This window comes from Acidobacteriota bacterium, assembly GCA_016196035.1.
Taxonomy (GTDB): domain Bacteria; phylum Acidobacteriota; class Blastocatellia; order RBC074; family RBC074; genus JACPYM01.
Genome location: JACPYM010000021.1, coordinates 1 through 16,366, shown reverse-complemented (window position 1 = coordinate 16,366; position 16,366 = coordinate 1). Strand labels below are relative to the sequence as shown.

Annotated in this window: 16 protein-coding genes and 1 pseudogene; 5 read left to right on the top strand and 12 right to left on the bottom strand. The window is 49.6% G+C overall.

Features of this window, described 5'->3' with window-relative positions; all coding sequences use genetic code 11:
- Nucleotides 1-21: 21 nt before the first annotated feature.
- From rsmG to HY011_06795, 11 genes are all read right to left on the bottom strand, one after another.
- Complete coding sequence (gene rsmG, locus HY011_06845; GenBank protein MBI3422640.1) at nt 22-660, bottom strand: 16S rRNA (guanine(527)-N(7))-methyltransferase RsmG; 639 nt, start codon at nt 658-660, stop codon at nt 22-24.
- Complete coding sequence (mnmG, locus tag HY011_06840; protein ID MBI3422639.1) at nt 657-2,561, bottom strand: tRNA uridine-5-carboxymethylaminomethyl(34) synthesis enzyme MnmG; 1,905 nt, start codon at nt 2,559-2,561, stop codon at nt 657-659. Before mnmG ends, rsmG begins: the two co-directional genes overlap by 4 nt.
- Nucleotides 2,562-2,583: 22 nt before the next feature.
- Nucleotides 2,584-3,960, bottom strand: coding sequence for a tRNA uridine-5-carboxymethylaminomethyl(34) synthesis GTPase MnmE (mnmE, locus tag HY011_06835; GenBank protein MBI3422638.1), 1,377 nt, complete (start codon nt 3,958-3,960; stop codon nt 2,584-2,586).
- A 57-nt stretch (nt 3,961-4,017) separates the two neighbouring features.
- Nucleotides 4,018-4,527 (bottom strand): hypothetical protein, encoded by a 510-nt coding sequence (locus tag HY011_06830; protein ID MBI3422637.1) that lies wholly within the window; start codon nt 4,525-4,527, stop codon nt 4,018-4,020.
- A gap of 11 nt (nt 4,528-4,538) precedes the next feature.
- Nucleotides 4,539-6,389 carry a membrane protein insertase YidC gene (yidC, locus tag HY011_06825; protein ID MBI3422636.1) on the bottom strand — a complete coding sequence of 617 codons (1,851 nt, stop codon included), beginning with the start codon at nt 6,387-6,389 and terminating at the stop codon, nt 4,539-4,541.
- 48 nt (nt 6,390-6,437) lie between these two features.
- Entirely contained in the window at nt 6,438-6,647 is a 210-nt protein-coding gene (yidD, locus tag HY011_06820; protein MBI3422635.1) for a membrane protein insertion efficiency factor YidD, read from the bottom strand.
- Nucleotides 6,644-6,994, bottom strand: coding sequence for a ribonuclease P protein component (gene rnpA / locus HY011_06815; protein ID MBI3422634.1), 351 nt, complete (start codon nt 6,992-6,994; stop codon nt 6,644-6,646). Before rnpA ends, yidD begins: the two co-directional genes overlap by 4 nt.
- A gap of 76 nt (nt 6,995-7,070) precedes the next feature.
- The gene (gene rpmH / locus HY011_06810) at nt 7,071-7,214 is read right to left on the bottom strand and encodes a 50S ribosomal protein L34 (protein ID MBI3422633.1); all 144 of its coding nucleotides are present in this window, start codon (nt 7,212-7,214) and stop codon (nt 7,071-7,073) included.
- 90 nt (nt 7,215-7,304) lie between these two features.
- Nucleotides 7,305-8,189, bottom strand: a complete 885-nt coding sequence (locus HY011_06805) for a polyprenyl synthetase family protein (GenBank protein MBI3422632.1) — start codon at nt 8,187-8,189, stop codon at nt 7,305-7,307.
- 11 nt (nt 8,190-8,200) lie between these two features.
- Nucleotides 8,201-8,566: an exodeoxyribonuclease VII small subunit gene (locus HY011_06800; GenBank protein ID MBI3422631.1), complete on the bottom strand. Its 366-nt coding sequence runs from the start codon at nt 8,564-8,566 to the stop codon at nt 8,201-8,203.
- Between the two features lie 21 nt (nt 8,567-8,587).
- Nucleotides 8,588-9,967: an exodeoxyribonuclease VII large subunit gene (locus HY011_06795; GenBank protein ID MBI3422630.1), complete on the bottom strand. Its 1,380-nt coding sequence runs from the start codon at nt 9,965-9,967 to the stop codon at nt 8,588-8,590.
- A 126-nt stretch (nt 9,968-10,093) separates the two neighbouring features.
- Here HY011_06795 and HY011_06790 point away from each other — a divergent pair, with 126 nt between their 5' ends.
- The 5 genes from HY011_06790 (at nt 10,094) to HY011_06770 (ending at nt 14,898) form a co-directional block, all read left to right on the top strand.
- Nucleotides 10,094-10,879: a glycosyltransferase family 2 protein gene (locus tag HY011_06790; GenBank protein ID MBI3422629.1), complete on the top strand. Its 786-nt coding sequence runs from the start codon at nt 10,094-10,096 to the stop codon at nt 10,877-10,879.
- A complete protein-coding gene (locus HY011_06785) occupies nt 10,876-11,631 on the top strand; it encodes a pyridoxine 5'-phosphate synthase (GenBank protein MBI3422628.1) in 756 nt (251 codons plus the stop codon). Before HY011_06790 ends, HY011_06785 begins: the two co-directional genes overlap by 4 nt.
- A 37-nt stretch (nt 11,632-11,668) precedes the next feature.
- Nucleotides 11,669-13,018 (top strand): alkaline phosphatase family protein, encoded by a 1,350-nt coding sequence (locus HY011_06780; protein MBI3422627.1) that lies wholly within the window; start codon nt 11,669-11,671, stop codon nt 13,016-13,018.
- A gap of 16 nt (nt 13,019-13,034) precedes the next feature.
- Nucleotides 13,035-13,616: a PH domain-containing protein gene (locus HY011_06775; protein ID MBI3422626.1), complete on the top strand. Its 582-nt coding sequence runs from the start codon at nt 13,035-13,037 to the stop codon at nt 13,614-13,616.
- A gap of 91 nt (nt 13,617-13,707) precedes the next feature.
- Nucleotides 13,708-14,898, top strand: a complete 1,191-nt coding sequence (locus tag HY011_06770; GenBank protein ID MBI3422625.1) for a hypothetical protein — start codon at nt 13,708-13,710, stop codon at nt 14,896-14,898.
- A gap of 160 nt (nt 14,899-15,058) precedes the next feature.
- On the opposite strand, the pseudogene dnaN reads toward HY011_06770, so the two are convergent.
- Nucleotides 15,059-16,162: pseudogene (dnaN, locus tag HY011_06765) on the bottom strand (DNA polymerase III subunit beta).
- Between the last annotated feature and the right edge of the window lie 204 nt (nt 16,163-16,366).

The following is a 16,366-nucleotide window of genomic DNA, read 5'->3' as shown; positions in this document are numbered from 1 at the left end:
GCAGAAGTCAGCGCGGCTGTTTCACGTGGAACGCGTAAGAGTGATTAAAAACGCCGCTTGGGTGTCTGGAACCCGCACCGCTTTCAAGTTAAAACCCCTGGTCGGCGGTTCGAGCAGTCCAAGCAGGCCAGTTCCGCCCAAAAATAACATTTGCCAGCCGTCACGACCCAATTTCAGAATTTCGGGCAGGAGCGTCTCCAATTTTTCAAGTGCGCGAATGGCAAGAGCGGCATCCTGGGGCAAGCCAGCCAGTGTTTCAAAGCGGGAATTGACTACGGTTAAACTTGAAAGCCCGAGGCGCTCAGCAACTTCTCGCAAAAAAACTGCTTTCTTACGATTCGCTTCCACCAAACGCACGCGCAAGTCGGGTCTCACAATCGCGAGCGGCACACCAGGAATTCCCAGTCCCGAGCCAATATCCCAGACCTCGGCCACCTTTCGATCCAGATACTGCGCTAAAAAAAAAGCCTCGAAGATATGTCGCTGAAAGAACTCTGCAGGTTCAGTGATGGTCGTAAGGTGAAGTTGAGGGTTCCATTTAAGGACCAGGGCGTAATACTGAACGATCTGCTCAACCGCCTGAGCGGAAAGAGGTTGCCCTGCAAGCTCAGTGCGAGTCAGTAAAAGCTCCTTCAAGCATTCAACTTTTTGCGTATTCATGGCAAAGCGGAGTTGGAGAATAGTTGCCGGGATAACAATTCGACATGAATCGTCAGCAGCGAGAGCGCTGCCGGTGTTATTCCCGGTATGCGCATGGCTTGCCCCAAGGTCTGAGGGCGCACGCGATTCAGGCGCTCGACCATTTCATTCGATAAACCAGGAAGCTGCGCATATTGAACCTGCTCGGGGATAATCCGATGAGCAACTTTCTCAAGACGCGCGACCAAATTCTCTTGGGTGGAAAGATACCCCTCATACTTAAAATCGGTAACGACCGTAATGACTTCCTCCAGACGACATTCGTCGCGCAAGGAGGCAGGTAATAAAGGAAGCACTTGATTGGCACCCAGTTCAGGCCGTTTGGCGAGTTGGGCCAGATTGACGGCTTCGGCAAGTTGAATCCCGGTTCGCTGTGAAAATTCAGCAAAGCCTTCCGAACGCTGGCTGATCGTGGTGCGACGGAAATAGTCACGAAGCAGTTCTTTACGCTTCGATTTGGCGACAAATTCCGAGTAACGCTCAGTCGCTAGCATTCCCAAGCTCTCACCCAGGGTTGTTAAGCGTTCATCGGCATTGTCAATCCGTAATTTAAGCCGCTGTTCCGCCCTTGAGGTAAATATACGGTACGGTTCATCAACACCTTGTGTCACAAGGTCGTCAATCAAAATCCCAATATAGCCTTGATCGCGCTTAATGATGACAGGGTCTTCTTGCTGTACAAACCGAGCTGCGTTAATACCCGCGATGAGGCCCTGCGCGCCAGCCTCTTCGTAACCGGTGGTGCCATTGATTTGCCCGGCGTTAAATAATCCGCGCACACGTTTGGTCTCCAGGGAAGGCCATAGCTCTGTGGGGTCTATCATGTCGTATTCAATGGCATAGCCAGGTCTGATCATCACTGCATTTTCAAGCCCGGGAATCAGATGCACCAGTTCACGTTGCAAATCCGCAGGTAAACTGGTCGAAAAGCCATTCAGATAAGTTTCGTAGGTATGCCGCCCTTCCGGCTCTAAAAACAGTTGATGACGGTCTTTGTCCGGAAATTTGATGACCTTGTCTTCAATTGAAGGGCAATAACGCGGGCCGATACCGACGATTTGGCCGCTGTAAAGTGGCGAGCGGCTTAGATTATCCCGAATCATCTGATGAATGGATTGTGTCGTGTAACCGATATAACAGGCAATCTGGGATTGCGTGATGGCTTTGGTGGTAAACGAAAAGGGTGTTGGCGTTTCATCCCCGGGTTGTTCTTCGAACGCTTTGAGATCAATGGTGCGGCCGTCCAAGCGGGGCGGTGTGCCGGTCTTCAACCGCATAGTGCGAAAGCCGAGTGCGCGAAGGTTTTCCGCCAGTTTAATGGAGGGCAATTCGCCATGCCGTCCAGCGGAGTAACGCTTGGATCCGATATGGATCAATCCATTTAAGAACGTACCGGTCGTCACGACAACGGCATGGGCACGCAACAAGCGTCCATCCATTAATTCGACGCCTACGATGCGGTTTGCTTCAAGCAATAGTTCAACGACTTCGCCTTGCCGCAAATAAAGGTTCGGAAGCGCTTCGAGTACTCGCCGCATCTGTTGCCGATAAAGCGCTCGGTCAGCTTGGGCACGGGGGGCTTGCACCGCCGGGCCACGACTGCGATTAAGCAGGCGAAACTGAATGCCGGTCGCATCAATGACCTGGCCCATCAACCCGCCAAGCGCGTCCATTTCACGTACCAGATGACCTTTGGCGATGCCTCCGATGGCCGGATTGCACGACATCTGGGCAATCAAGTCTAAGTTGAAAGTGACGAGGGCAGTCTTTGCGCCCATCTGCGCGGCGGCATGAGCAGCTTCGCAGCCAGCGTGGCCAGCGCCGATGACAAGCACGTCAAATTCTTCATCGAAATACGACATAACAATTCAGCGATGGCAACGGTTATTTGCCGATGCAAAAGGTAGAAAAGATTTGGTTGATAATGTCGCCGATCAGTGTCTCACCGGTAATAACCCCGAGTTGGCGCAATGCCTGATGCAGATTGGTCAGCGCAATCTCTTCGGTAAAACCGCGCGTCAAATCCTGTTCGGCTGCGCGCAAAGAAGTTAAAGCTTGCTCTAACGCGGCATAGTGCCGCTCATTGGTAATAATAGCATCTTCGGTATTGATTTGAGCGGCGGACACAAGTCGTTGATAAATTGCTTGTCTGAGGGCAACAATGCCCTGACCCATTAGTGCAGACACGCTTAGAACAGGCGCATACTGTGACAATGCTGTTTGGACTTCAACGTGCCGTGCCGAAGTCAGATCGCACTTATTTAAAACGCAAAGTCCTACAGGCATTTTCTTAAACAAGTCAAGTTCTTCGTCTGACAAAGTGCTTTCGACACTCGCAATCGCTAAAACCAGATCAGCTTCAGCCACCGCTGTCAGGGTGCGTTCTACACCCAGTTTTTCTATGACGTCATCCGTCTCTCGCAAACCCGCCGTATCAATCAGTCTGACGGGAATGCCATTGATGGAAAGGGTTTCGGCAAGGGTGTCGCGGGTCGTCCCAGGAAGCGGCGTGACAATCGCACGATCTATCCCAAGCAGCGCATTAAACAAAGACGACTTCCCAACATTCGGACGGCCAATCAAAGCGAGCTTGGCACCTGAATGAATCAGTCGGCCAGCGCGATAGCTCTCTGCAAGGCGGGAAATTTGACCAGCAATACCACTTAACCGTTCACGAAAATGCTGTAGATCAAGAGCGTCCAAATCATCTTCGACAAACTCTACCGAGGACTCAAACCAAACAATCAGTTCAATCAAGGCTTGCTTGATCGGTTGCATCTGCTTCGATAATTCGCCACGAAGCTGGCGGGCTGCAAGTTGCGCCTGGAAAGAAGTCTGGGCATGAATCAGGTCGTGAATCGCTTCGGCCTGTGTCAAATCAAGGCGGTGATTGAGGAAGGCGCGCAGACTGAATTCGCCTGGCTGTGCGAGTTCAGCGCCAAAGCTAACTAAGAGTCGAAGAAGTTCGGCCAAGACCACCGGGCTGCCATGGCAAGACAACTCGACGACATCTTCCCCAGTAAAGGAATGCGGCGCCTGAAAATAGGTAACCAGCGCTTCGTCCATAAGCTGCGACGTATTAGGGTTGAAAAGCTGCTGAAGGGTGACCTGATTCGGGGTGAGTTGTTTGGACGCGCTTTGATGTAAAAGCTGCCGCGTAAAATGTAAGGAGTCATGACCACTGATACGGATAATTCCGATGCCGCCATATCCCGCTGGCGTCGCGATAGCGGCAATAGTTTTGAAGTCGACTGGACGCATCAGTCTTTGCGGCGGAACAACGAGGCGCGATGGTCAGCGACAGATAGCGGCTCCCACTTAAACCGGCAGAATCTTCACACGGCGCAGTTGCCCTTCGCCCTCGCTTTCGGTGCGAATGCCCTGCATGTCTACCAGCGCCATGTGAACAATGCGGCGATCCTGCGCGTTCATCGGATCAAACACAAAGGGGACTTTGGTGAGCCTGACTTTCTCCGCCGCTTTCTGCGCCATCAACTCTAATTCCTGTGAGCGGGACTCGCGGTAACCGTTCGCATCGAAATCAATCTGCAAACCATCTGCAACAGCCTTAGCGAAGGCGCGCCGGGCAATATATTGAAAGGCATCCAGCAATTCAGCGTTGTGCCCCAACAATAAGGGCAAATCAAAGCCTTGAAACTGAATCTGGAGATTATCGGGTTCAGGCTGTAGCACCTCGACGCGCAAATCCAAAGAGGATTTATCCACCATTTCCCGAACGAAGTGTTCAACTTCAGGTTTGATTGCTGCGAAATTCAGTTCCGTCATGATATTTCTCAATGTCAAACGGCCGGATGAACTGTGGCCCATGCCGGGTCGTGTCAGTTTGCTAAAACCTCTTTAGCTTTTTTTTTGCCAGGATTCGCACCGGCATTTTTAATTGAATCAACTACAGGTGAAGGAGCGGGCGGCGTGGTCGAGCCAGTCATTTTATTGATTACGAATTGCTGCCCCACGCCAACCAAATTGCCGACCATCCAGTACAACACAAGTCCAGCCGGCGCCGAAATGAAAAAGAAGTAGGTCAGAACCACGGGCATTATATAACTGACCCTTTTCTGTACCGGATCAGCTGTCGAAGGGGTCAACGCGGTCTGTGCAATCATGGTCACACACATAATAATTGGCAACAGCCAATACGGGTCTGGTGAGGACAAATCTTTCAGCCAACCAATAAAGGGAGCGTGACGCACTTCAATCGAAACAGTAAGGATCGCATAGACTGCCACGAAAAAGGGCATCTGTAACAACAACGGCAAACACCCCATCAAGGGGTTGCCTTCTTTCATCAACTCCAGTTGCTTACGCTGAAGCTCGAGCGTGCGCGGATCGTTTTTGTCGAGCTTCTTCATCTCATCCTGCAGCTCTTTCATTTTAGGCTGCATGGCCGCCGCTTTCTTCATCATTACGGAGCTGCGCCAGCGTAAGGGGAAGAAGATCATATTCAGCAACACGGTCAGTATCACAATTGACCAACCCCAATTGTGTGTAAACTGATTTATTGCCCGTAACGCCCCTAACATAAAACGTGCAATAGGCTTAATCAGGAAACTGATAAAATCAAGGATTCCATAGCTGATAATATCTTCTAAATGGGCATTTTGATCGCCGAGACCAAAGTTGGCGCTTATCTGACCAAGGGTACCAATATTCTTTGGGCCAGCGTAAACGCGATTGAGTTGGCCAGGATTAACACGCACAGCCACAGAAACAAAATTGAGTTGGTGTTCCTTATTGTTAATTGTTTCATTGCGGCTAATATCCAACGCCACCACTGAAACAGGCTGTGGCGGCACTACGGCCATCGCAAAATAGTTATCATCAACAGCAGCCCAAGCAACATCACCAAGCGATTTTGTGCCGCCTGATTTAGCAACACTTGCACCTTGTTCACGATAAACCTTTTTGCCTAAGGCATAGGTTATTTGAGGTGCATGTTTATAGGTGTTTACCTCAACGACACCCTGATCGCCAAAATTCGGGCCGATGACGATAAATGCTTCCAACGGCTGTCCATTACGCGTAACCTCGGCTTGAAAATCAAAATCGTAACCTGACCCGTTTTCTGCGCCCACACCTTTCAAAATCAGTTTTTTCTGGGCTATTACACCTACATTGGCATAGCTGAAAACAATCTCTTTCTTGTCACCACGGTTCAAGGAAACTTCCTGCTCAGAGAAATTCTCCACCACAAAGCGCGCCGTATTAAGTTCTTGTTCCAGAACTGTATCAGCCGGAATATGAAATCTTAGAAAGCCCCCGACCTCTTGGCTAAGCTTGGCCGAAATAAGGTTGACTCCTCCTTTTTGGGCATCAATCAAAGTGCCTTCAGATGATTTAAGCATCGTCCATTCAGTAAAAACAGCCCCCTGATTGGACAGCGTCGCGCGCCAAAAATCTGATTTTACATGAATCTCACGAAGCTCCGTTTGAGCCGAAATGACGGACTGTGTGCTGATTGAAGCGGAGGCTTGCGGTCGCGGAGATTGCGGTAAAGTTGTAGGTGTTGGTTGCGTATCCTTGTTTATTGCGGGTGGACTGGTAGTTGCGGCGGTCTTTGGCTTTTGAGTTGGATAGAGCTTTTCATGGGCATATGAATAACCCAGAAAGATCAGAATAGAGAGGACAATGAAAAGGATAAACCGAGGATTGCTTTGATTTTCGTTTTCCATCTAACAACTCAAACTGCAAGAAATGCTCGCCAACCAATTGGGCCATGCTCACCGAACAGGATCGTAGCCACCCGCACAAAAAGGATGACAATGCGCTAGCCGCCACAAACCCAGCCAGCCACCTTTCCAAAAACCGTATTTCTCAATCGCTTCAAGCGTGTACGAAGAACAAGTTGGAAAAAAGCGGCAGGCTGGTGGCAGGAGAGGCGAAAGCGTCAACTGATAAAGTTTCAAGACTGCAATCGCCAAGTATCTCATGTCTCTGTTAGCGTGTTGGCATCTGACGTTTTCATCTGCGCCTGCCGTTTAAGAAACGCCTGAAAGCGTTGCAAGGTTTGCTGGAAAGCTTGGGTTATCGAATCAAATTCCGATTGGGCCAATTCCGTCTTGGCGTTGATCACCAGATCATAACCAATGCCCCACAGACTTTCTGGCTGGTTATGTCGAAAGATCTCTCGCATACGACGCTTACACCGATTTCTAAGAACAGCCTTGCCCACCTTTCGGGTGACAGTAATACCCAAGCGCGCTTCACTGGTATTTGTTGGCAAGATAAATGCCGCAAAATAAGGCGAATGGAACCGCTGCCCTTTGCCATAAACCAACTTGTACTCTATGCCAGTACGTAACCTACCAAGTTTTAATAGCGGTTTTGGCGGTGTGTCCATCAGGAACAATAATTTAGTAGTGGCTCGGAGTTAGGCGTTTGCGGCCTTTGGCGCGGCGGCGCTTAATAACCAACTGACCGGCTTTAGAACTCATACGCGTCCGAAACCCATGAGTTTTCGCACGACGGCGATTATTGGGTTGAAATGTACGTTTCATATTTCAGTCTCCTACTTAAGATTACATTGATCGCAACAATGCCATTTTGGAAAAGCGAGAGACTACTCAATCCAGGTTTAGGCTGTCAAGCTATGACTTTCGCTCAACGATGAATTGAGCTAGGGCTGCGAGTACAGGTGTTTGACGGTCAATGCTTTGCAAGGCGGCGAGTGCCTCTTGATAGAGCGTCTGCGCTCGTTGCTTGGCACCTTCTATTCCGTATAGCGAGGTATAGGTCGCTTTTTTCACCGCTGCGTCCTTCCCCGCCGTTTTTCCTAATTCTTCACTGGTGGAAGTTGCGTCAAGCACATCATCCGCAATCTGAAATGCCAATCCAACTTTTTCACTGTACTGGGTCACAGCGGTTAAGTCGGCTTCATGAGCGCCGCCAAGAATTGCACCAAGGCGCACGGCACAACGAATCAAGGCACCCGTTTTTGACCGGTGAATTACTTCGAGTTCAGGCCCAGTGATCGACTTACCTTCGAACTGAAGATCGAGTACCTGCCCACCAATCAAGGCACCCCTCGTCCCTGCGGCTTCAGCAACCTCTGACATAAGGCGGCCTCGGCGCTCAACCGGGATGGCTGTGGTTCGGGCCAAAGTAAGGAAAGCCTGTGTCAGCAAGGCATCTCCAGCCAGGATGGCAAGCGCTTCGCCATAAACCATGTGATTGGTTGGCCGACCACGTCGCAAAGTGTCGTTATCCATCGCGGGCAAATCATCGTGTATCAGCGAATACGTGTGGATCATCTCCAGTACACAGGCCGCAGGGAGCAGTTCTTCTTCAGCGGCTCCGAACATCTCACCAGTGGCAATGGTCAAGATGGGGCGTAAGCGTTTGCCGCCAGCGAAGACACTGTAACGCATCGCTTCATGAATAATGGCCGGAGCGTCCTGCTCGCTGGGCAGAAGCCTATTCAGCCATTCGTCTACACGGGCAGCCTTGATTTTGAAATACTCTTTGACGTCAATCATCGAATTGCTCAAAAAGGGATGATGTCATCAGAATTGGCATCATCATCAGACGCTTCGAGTGGAAGCGCCCTCGAAGTCTGGGTCGAAGAAGGTACAACGAAACCGCCAAGCTTATCGCCATCACTGAGGTAGGTTTCATTTCTAAGCTCGAAAGGTATTGTTTTGATCTCGCCCCGTTCACGCAGTAAAACTTCCACCTTGCGCTCGGCTTCTTCCAATTGGGCTTGGCAGCGGCGCGCCAAACCGACACCAGCTTCAAAGATTTCAAGCGCGCGTTCGAGCGGTAAATCGCCTGATTCGAGTTGTGCAACGATCTTCTCCAAAGTGTCGAGCGATTCCTCGAACCCTGGTTCTTTCTCTTTTGCTTTAGCCATCAAGACCCCCTTCCCAGAAAGTTAAACTGAGACTACTTGGCAAGCCGCTTCACCATCCTCAAAACGCAGCTTGAGATTTTGACTTGATGAAAGCTGCGCCGCACGTGTCACCAGTTTGCCTGAGTCATCTTTAACCAAGACATACCCACGCCCCAGTACTGACAGCGGCGAAAGTGTATCTAGCTTACTGGCCGCGATTGCCAGTTTGCGCGCTTCACGTTCAACCCGACGTTGCAACGCCCTCTCTAACCGTTGGGTCAGGGAAACAAGCTTAGTCTGATGAAGCAAAATCGGCGCGCGGAAGTCGGTCGCGGATAAGCGACGCTGCAAGTCCAGCAGCCGCCAAACTGCGCGGCGAAAATTCTCTTTCAAAGCGGACGCAGCCCGTTCTTCCAATTCGCGCCGTCGTACCGCGAAATCAATCACCAACTGGGCAGCATCAGTAAAACCACGGCTCTCGGTCAAATTGCGGAGTTGCTGCCGGCGGCGTAGCAGGTAATAGATCGTGGCGCGCCGTAGGTTCTCCTGTAGCGCCTCAAAACGGGCAATCAGTGCCGAAGCTTCCACAGCCACCAACTCCGCCGCCGCTGAAGGTGTCGGCGCGCGCAAGTCGGCTACAAAGTCGGCAATCGTATAATCAGTTTCGTGACCCACGGCCGAAACCACCGGGAGTTCGGATGAAAAAATTGCCCGCGCAACTTGTTCTTCGTTGAAAGCCCATAAGTCTTCCATCGAACCGCCGCCGCGCCCGACAATGATCACGTCAAGTTGATTGCCGCGTTGTTTTGCGTATCTATTGAGCAAGCGTATGGCATCGGCAATTTCGCCGGCCGCGCCGTTGCCTTGCACACGCACGGGAGCAATCAAAATGTTGATGGCCGGGTTTCGACGTAGCAGGATTTGAAGCATGTCGCGCAAGACCGCGCCCACAGGCGATGTCACAATCCCTATGCAACGCGGATAGGCGGGCAAAGAACGTTTGCGCGCCTCATCAAACAAGCCATCCGCCGAAAGCCGTTTGACCTGTTGTTGAAAAGCCAATTGCAAGGTGCCGACGCCAACCGGCTCGACAGTTTCAACCACGATCTGATATTCACCGCGCGGCTCATAAACGCTCAAACGCCCACGTAAGCGCACTTCCAATCCATTTTCTGGCTCGAATCGCAGCAGCCGATTCCACTGGCGAAAAAAAACGGCGCGCAACTGAGAGTGCGCATCTTTGAGCGTAAAGTACCAATGCCCGGACGTGTGGCGTTTGTAATTGGAAATCTCACCCTGCACATGCAAGGTAAAGAACTCTGACTCGAGAACTTCTTTGATGCCCTCGTTCAATTCGCTTACGGTGTAAACACGGCTTTCCGCAAATAAAGTGGCGAGCAATTTGGAACTGGATTCGTGCATACTGTGCTACCTGAGGTGGCGGGCATCTTAGCATTCACCCTATACACCGTCCAGCGTAGCGGATGGAACATTTTGCAGCTTTGCCCGACGAACAAAGTGGGGTAGAGTTCCGTTTCTGTTATGGAGATGCAAAAAGAGATGCCGTTTCTATCCATCGTCATTCCGGCTTATAACGAAGAAGCGCGGATCGGAAAAACGCTCACCGGAACGTTTGAATATCTGGATGCGCAAAGTTACGAAAGTGAAGTGATCGTCGTGAATGACGGTTCGCGCGACAAGACCGCCGACCGTGTCTTTGAGTACGAGCCACGCGCCGCTGGCCGCTTGCGCTTGCTACACAACCCTGGCAATCGCGGCAAAGGCTATGCAGTACGGCATGGGATGCTGCAAGCCAAGGGCAAAATCGCATTGTTTTACGATGCAGATCTGGCGACCCCTACCAGCGAAATACCAAAAGTAGTTGGGCCGATTGCCGAAGATCGTTATGACGTCGTCTTCGGTTCGCGCGCCCTTGACCGCAGCTTGATCGGAACACATCAGACATGGTTGCGCGAAAACATCGGGCGCGGCGCGAACTGGGTACAATACGCATTCACCGGTTTGAATTTCAAAGATACACAATGCGGCTTCAAGGCCTTTCGCCGCGAGGCCGTACAATCCATCTTCCCGTTGCAACGAATTGAAGGGTTTGGCTTCGATCCGGAAGTACTCTTCATAGCCAAAAAACTGGGCTGGCGACTGCTGGAAACGCCCGTGCGCTGGAATCACGTTGAAGGATCAAAGTTGCACGTCATTGGCTCGCCGCTCAAAGCGTTTTTAGAAGTTTCAACGATTCGCTGGAACGACCTGACTGGCAAATATAATCTGGATGCGCAAATCGCTAATCTGAAATCGGAACCACAAAAGAGATGAGCAGGCTCAACGTCAACATTGACCACATTGCCACCATCCGCCAGGCACGCCGCACCAACGAACCGAACCCTGCGGCTGCGGCAGTCATCTGCGAATTGGCAGGGGCGGATGGCATTACTACACATCTTCGCAGCGACCGCCGCCATATTCAGGATTACGATCTGCTGGCATTGAAGCAAGTTGTAGTTACGCATTTGAATGTAGAGATGGCCGCAACGGCTGAAATGGTGGAGATTGCCCTACGCGTAAAACCTGATGTCGTCACCCTGGTTCCCGAACGACCGCAAGAAATCACGACCGAGGGCGGCTTAGACGTTATCTCAAACAGGCTAGCTATCCAGGCAGCCATCGAAAAGCTGCGGTCGGCGGGAATCTTCGTCAGTCTATTCATTGACCCCGACGTAAAACAGATCAAGGAGTCCGCCAAGCTCGGCGCTTTTCAGATCGAAATTTGCACGGCGCATTACGCGCGCTTAAATGAACAACCAGGTGATTTGACTGTACGCCGAACCAAAGAGATCGAAGTTGAAATCGAACGCATACGTGCGGCAGCCAAGACCGCTGTGCGTGCCGGGTTAAAAGTGGCTGCGGGTCATGGGCTGACCTATCGAAATGTGAATGCAATAGCCTGCATCTCTGAAATCGAAGAGTTCAATATCGGGCATAACATCATTGCGCGTGCCGCCTTTATTGGTTTGGATCAAGCCGTGCGTGAGATGATAACGGCCATTCGCACCGCTCGTGTTCGATAAGCAAGATGAAACTGTTCAACGCGAATTGTTGAGAGCCATGCCGACGAAATTAACCAGATTTCTGTTTTACATAGCGCCCTATCTATTATTCCCACTGGGAATGAATCTGGCCCAACGACCGGCAGAAACACCCAAGGCCACTCCCACACTTAAACCAGCACCACCGAAAATTAGTTCCCATGTCGTAATGATCCTGGTGAGCGGTCTTGGAGCAGATTTATTGAATGCGGGGCGCGAACAGTTACCCAAATTAAACGCAGCAATGGTTCAAGGTGTCGTGGCCAACGCCGTTGAGGGGGTCTATCCATCGCTCACCCAACCGGCGCAGGCGACGATTGCTACGGGTATGCTCCCAGCCGATCATGGGATCTACTCAAACGATAATAATTTTGCAGCAGCGCTGAAGCTGGCTGTAGAACCACAGGAAAAGGCGAAGAAGAATGTCTTCGTCTGGGAGAGTGCTTCAAAGGCAGGGCTAAATGTTGCCGCCATCGGTTACAAACTTACTACTGGCGCAACTATCAAGTTTAACTATCCGGACTATCCTAAACAGTCACTGAATGAGCCAACCGCGAACAAAAAGCGTAAGAGCGACGTCTACACACAAGCATTGAACATGGACGAGCAGCGCGCGCAGAAGGCGTGTGAATTGATTGAAGCCGTAAAACCAAATTTGCTATTGATCAATTTCAGATCGCTCTACTGGACGCAAAGTCAGTTTGGCATTAGGAGCAAAGAAGTGGATACAACCTTGCAGCATTTGGACTCATGGATTGAGCAGATATTGACCGCTACGGAAAAAGCCAAAACACGAGACCAGACGACTTTTTTGGTCGTGTCAGATACGGGAATGGCCGCTGTCGAAAACGAGTTCAATCCCAATGTTGTGCTAGCGAAAAAAGGCTGGTTGACGGTGGATACGCAAGGCAATATCGCGGCTTGGAAAGCGGTCGCCCAAGCGCTGGAAGGTGCGGCGGCCATCTTTGTAAAGAGCCCGGCTGATGAGCAATCTGTTGAGAAGATTTTCCGTGAAATTCATCAAATACCCGACAGTCCAGTCTGGCGTATTTTTACTCGGCAAGAACTCTCGCGGATGGCGACATTGCCCCAAGCAGCACTTATGCTTGATACAGCTCCAAATTACATGTTTGGAACTGCGACAAAAGGCAACATATTATCTAAAACCAGTGTGCGAGCCGCCACAGGTTTCTCACCGCAACGTTTGGAAATGCGCCCGGTGTTCATCGCTTTTGGTAAGGGAATAGAACCCAAAGGAAGTTTTGGGTTAGCGCACCTAACAGATGTTGCACCCAGTATCGCCCGGATTCTTGGGATACAGCACCCGACATCAAGAGGCAAAGTTTTAACCGAGTTATTACAACCATAAGACGCCACCTTGAGCTATGTTTTGTCACAATTGCGGCAAGCAACTTTCATTGGAGTCGCCTCAATGCCTTGATTGCGGGGCGCGCAGGTATGACGACGTTTCTGACACAAACAAGCTTTTGCATGCCTATCCAGAAAAACTAGACGACAGCGCTCTAGCTATTGAGAGGTGTCTGTTTAGCGTGCGACCAGCTTTTTTTAAGATTGCAATATCCTACGCTCTGGCGGCGCTGGTTACAGTAGCGGCGACCATCCTGATCGCTTATTTGGAGTGGTCTGTAATTTGGGTGGGGACCGCAGTTCTTGTTTTCTTCAGCAGCCCGTTAATTAGACACCTGAAAAGAAATCACATCATCTATACGTTGCGGCCTGAGAAAATTGAGCTTGAGCAAGGATTATTTTCGAGAACATCACAAAACCTGGCGCTGCGGCACATTAACAATGTGTCCATTTATCAGAGTTTGCCCGACAGACTTCTTGGCATTGGCGATGTGCTAATTGACAGTGTTGGAACGGCAGATAAAATAACCTTGAAAAGCGTCCGCAATCCACGTCAGTACGCAAATCTGATCTTGACACAACTACGTCGCAGGAATTGATTGCTCGTCACAACTTTTAAGCGTTGCTCGTCTCCCTTTCGCTTGCCAGCGACGCAGACCCATCGGCTTAAGCGACACAGGAGGGACTGTTTTGTCAGCATCTCAACTACGAAGCCTAACGCTTCTTGTCTTCACAGTAATTTTTATTGCCGCTCCCTTGTTCCAAGGTATCAATACGCTCATTGCATGGTGCGCTGAGCCAACCCCTCAACAGAAAGGCCTGCCAGACTCGCCAGTGCAATTACCTGGAAATATTGGTAATAAATGGAAACCAACCGGGGTGATTCGCGTACTTAAGGGAAGTGAGTGCGCAAGCATACCGGATAGCGAAATCGGTCTTGAGTATGGACTGAACTCAGTCATAATTGCTAATTATACCAACGGTTCGGATCATTATCAGGTTGAAGTGTTTGAGATGCGGTTCCCATCCAGTGCCTATGGGTTCTTCACTTATCTACGCTCAAAAGAAACTAAAAACCGGCGCCAATTCTGGACCAATAGCCAAGTAATACGAGTACGACAAGAGAAGAGCGAGGTATCTGTAAATTCAGAGTTTTTCGACGGGCTATTAAGAGTGTTTCCGATCCTAAACGACTCCCTTCCCTCCTTGCCAAGTCACTTGCCAAAGACAAAAAAATTGGCGGAAGGGCAGATTTACTTTATTGGCCCCCTAGTGCTTGCCATTCACCCGCGTTTCGGTTTTCTAAAAGAGATTGTCAAGTTTGATGGTGGAACTGAAGCTGTATCGGCGGAATATGAGTCATCTGAGACGCCTTTTGGATTACTGCTGCTGGAATTTCATACCCCGCAATTAGCAACGGACGCTTACCTCAAAATTGAGTCATTGAAAGCGACCTTGTCAGAAACTGCCCGCTCCCAAATGCTGCTCAAAAGGGTCGGGAATTATGTGGCCGTCGCGAATCCTGTCAAAGATATGAAGGCCGCTGAAGCCATACTTGGAGAGCTTAAGTACACGGCAGTGGTATATTGGGAGGGCAAAACATTTCGCAATATTCCCTTAGAATACCGTCCGCCTGACGCTGCAGCTTTGGAAGAAGCTTCAGAAACTGCAGTGATATTACTTAGAACATTTTACTGGATAGGACTCATGCTCTCACTAGCAGCAATACTTGGGACGCTTGCGGGAAGCAGCTTTTTTTACTGGCGTCGTTATCAACGAAGAAAGGCGGGCTTAGCTGACTTTTTTAGCGATGCTGGAGGTACAATTCAACTAAATTTAGAAGATGACTTTGAGAAGCAAGAAGGAAAGCTGCTAAGTTGACTTAGCGAAGTTAGACAAAAAATGGCGACCATAGCCTAGAACCCACCCCAGACTTGCTATGGTCGCCGTTATCAGGAGGTTCACCCGTGCCAGTAATAACGATCCTTTTTAACAAAGGTTCCGTAAGTAGGCTATTAATTACGCTTAAGAGGAATCACAACTATAGCCGCATTGGCATTACGATATAACGAAAATCATATCCACTTTCTAAAGCCGACCTAAGTTGAACCTGTGAACTGCTGTCTTTAAGATCAAAAATCACATCACCATCCTGGATGACACTAAAGAAATCAAGCAAATACTGGGCATTAAACCCAATCGTAATCGCTGGTCCGCTATAATCTGTAGTGAGAATGTCTTCTGATTCACCTATATCCGCCGCTTGAGATGTAATCCGGACTTGCCCATCCGTTAGCTCAAATTTGATGGAATGAGATTTTTCGTCAGCCATTAACGCAACACGCTTAATAGCGCTAAATAATCTGGCATTCTCAAATACCACAGGTGTACGCTTATCCTTGGGCAGCACCAATTCATAATTTGGAAACTGACCGCTAAGAGTACGAGAACATAACAAGCGCTTATCCACTTTGAAATAAAGATGATTATCATCTTTGCCAAATTCAAGGACCCCATTGGCTTCAGCACTGAGTTTTGTTAACTCACTCAATGTCTTACGCGGAATCAAGACATCTACCTTCTCGCCCTCATAAAACTTATCAACCTTTTCAATAAATGACAACCGATGTCCATCTGTGGCCACCATCCTCACACCAAGCTCAGAAAGCTCAAATTTGGCACCATTTAAAGCATAGCGCGATTCTTCATTGGTGATAGCAAATACTGTACGGTTAATAAATGTATTCATCAGGGAGGCGGGCAAAGACGTAAAGGGTCCCGCGAAAGAGTTTACCTCTGGGAAATTTTCTTTGCTCAATCCTACCAATTTAAACTTAGAACGTTCGCATGTTAGAAGAACTTGATCCTGCTCAGTGCATTTGACCTCAATTTCAGATTCTGGCAGTGCTCGAATAATCTCAAAGAGCTTTTTTGCTTGTACACAGATAGCGCCAGGTTTTTTAATCTCAGCTTCACAGCCAGTGATAATCGATAAATCTAAGTCTGTTCCCTTAATTGAAATACCTCCATCATTAGTCTCCAGCAACAGGTTTGAAAGAATAGGAATGGTGTTCTTCCTTTCGACCACTCCTTGAATCGAATTTAACTCTTTTAAGAAAACTGATTTACTCACTATAAAGTTCATAGTGCCTCCGCGATTTTGGCATTGTCCAAAACTTAATTAAAATTCCTTCAAAGGGGCGGGCTTGGCAGAGCGGGATTCTTAGTTGAAATTCTGTCAATCAAAAACCCAACAAGGAGACCCGAAATGTCCAAACCTGAGATCAACCAAGAGAATTTACGCTGGCTGTTAGCGCAGCCAGCCGACGTAAAAAGTGCGATGCTCGAA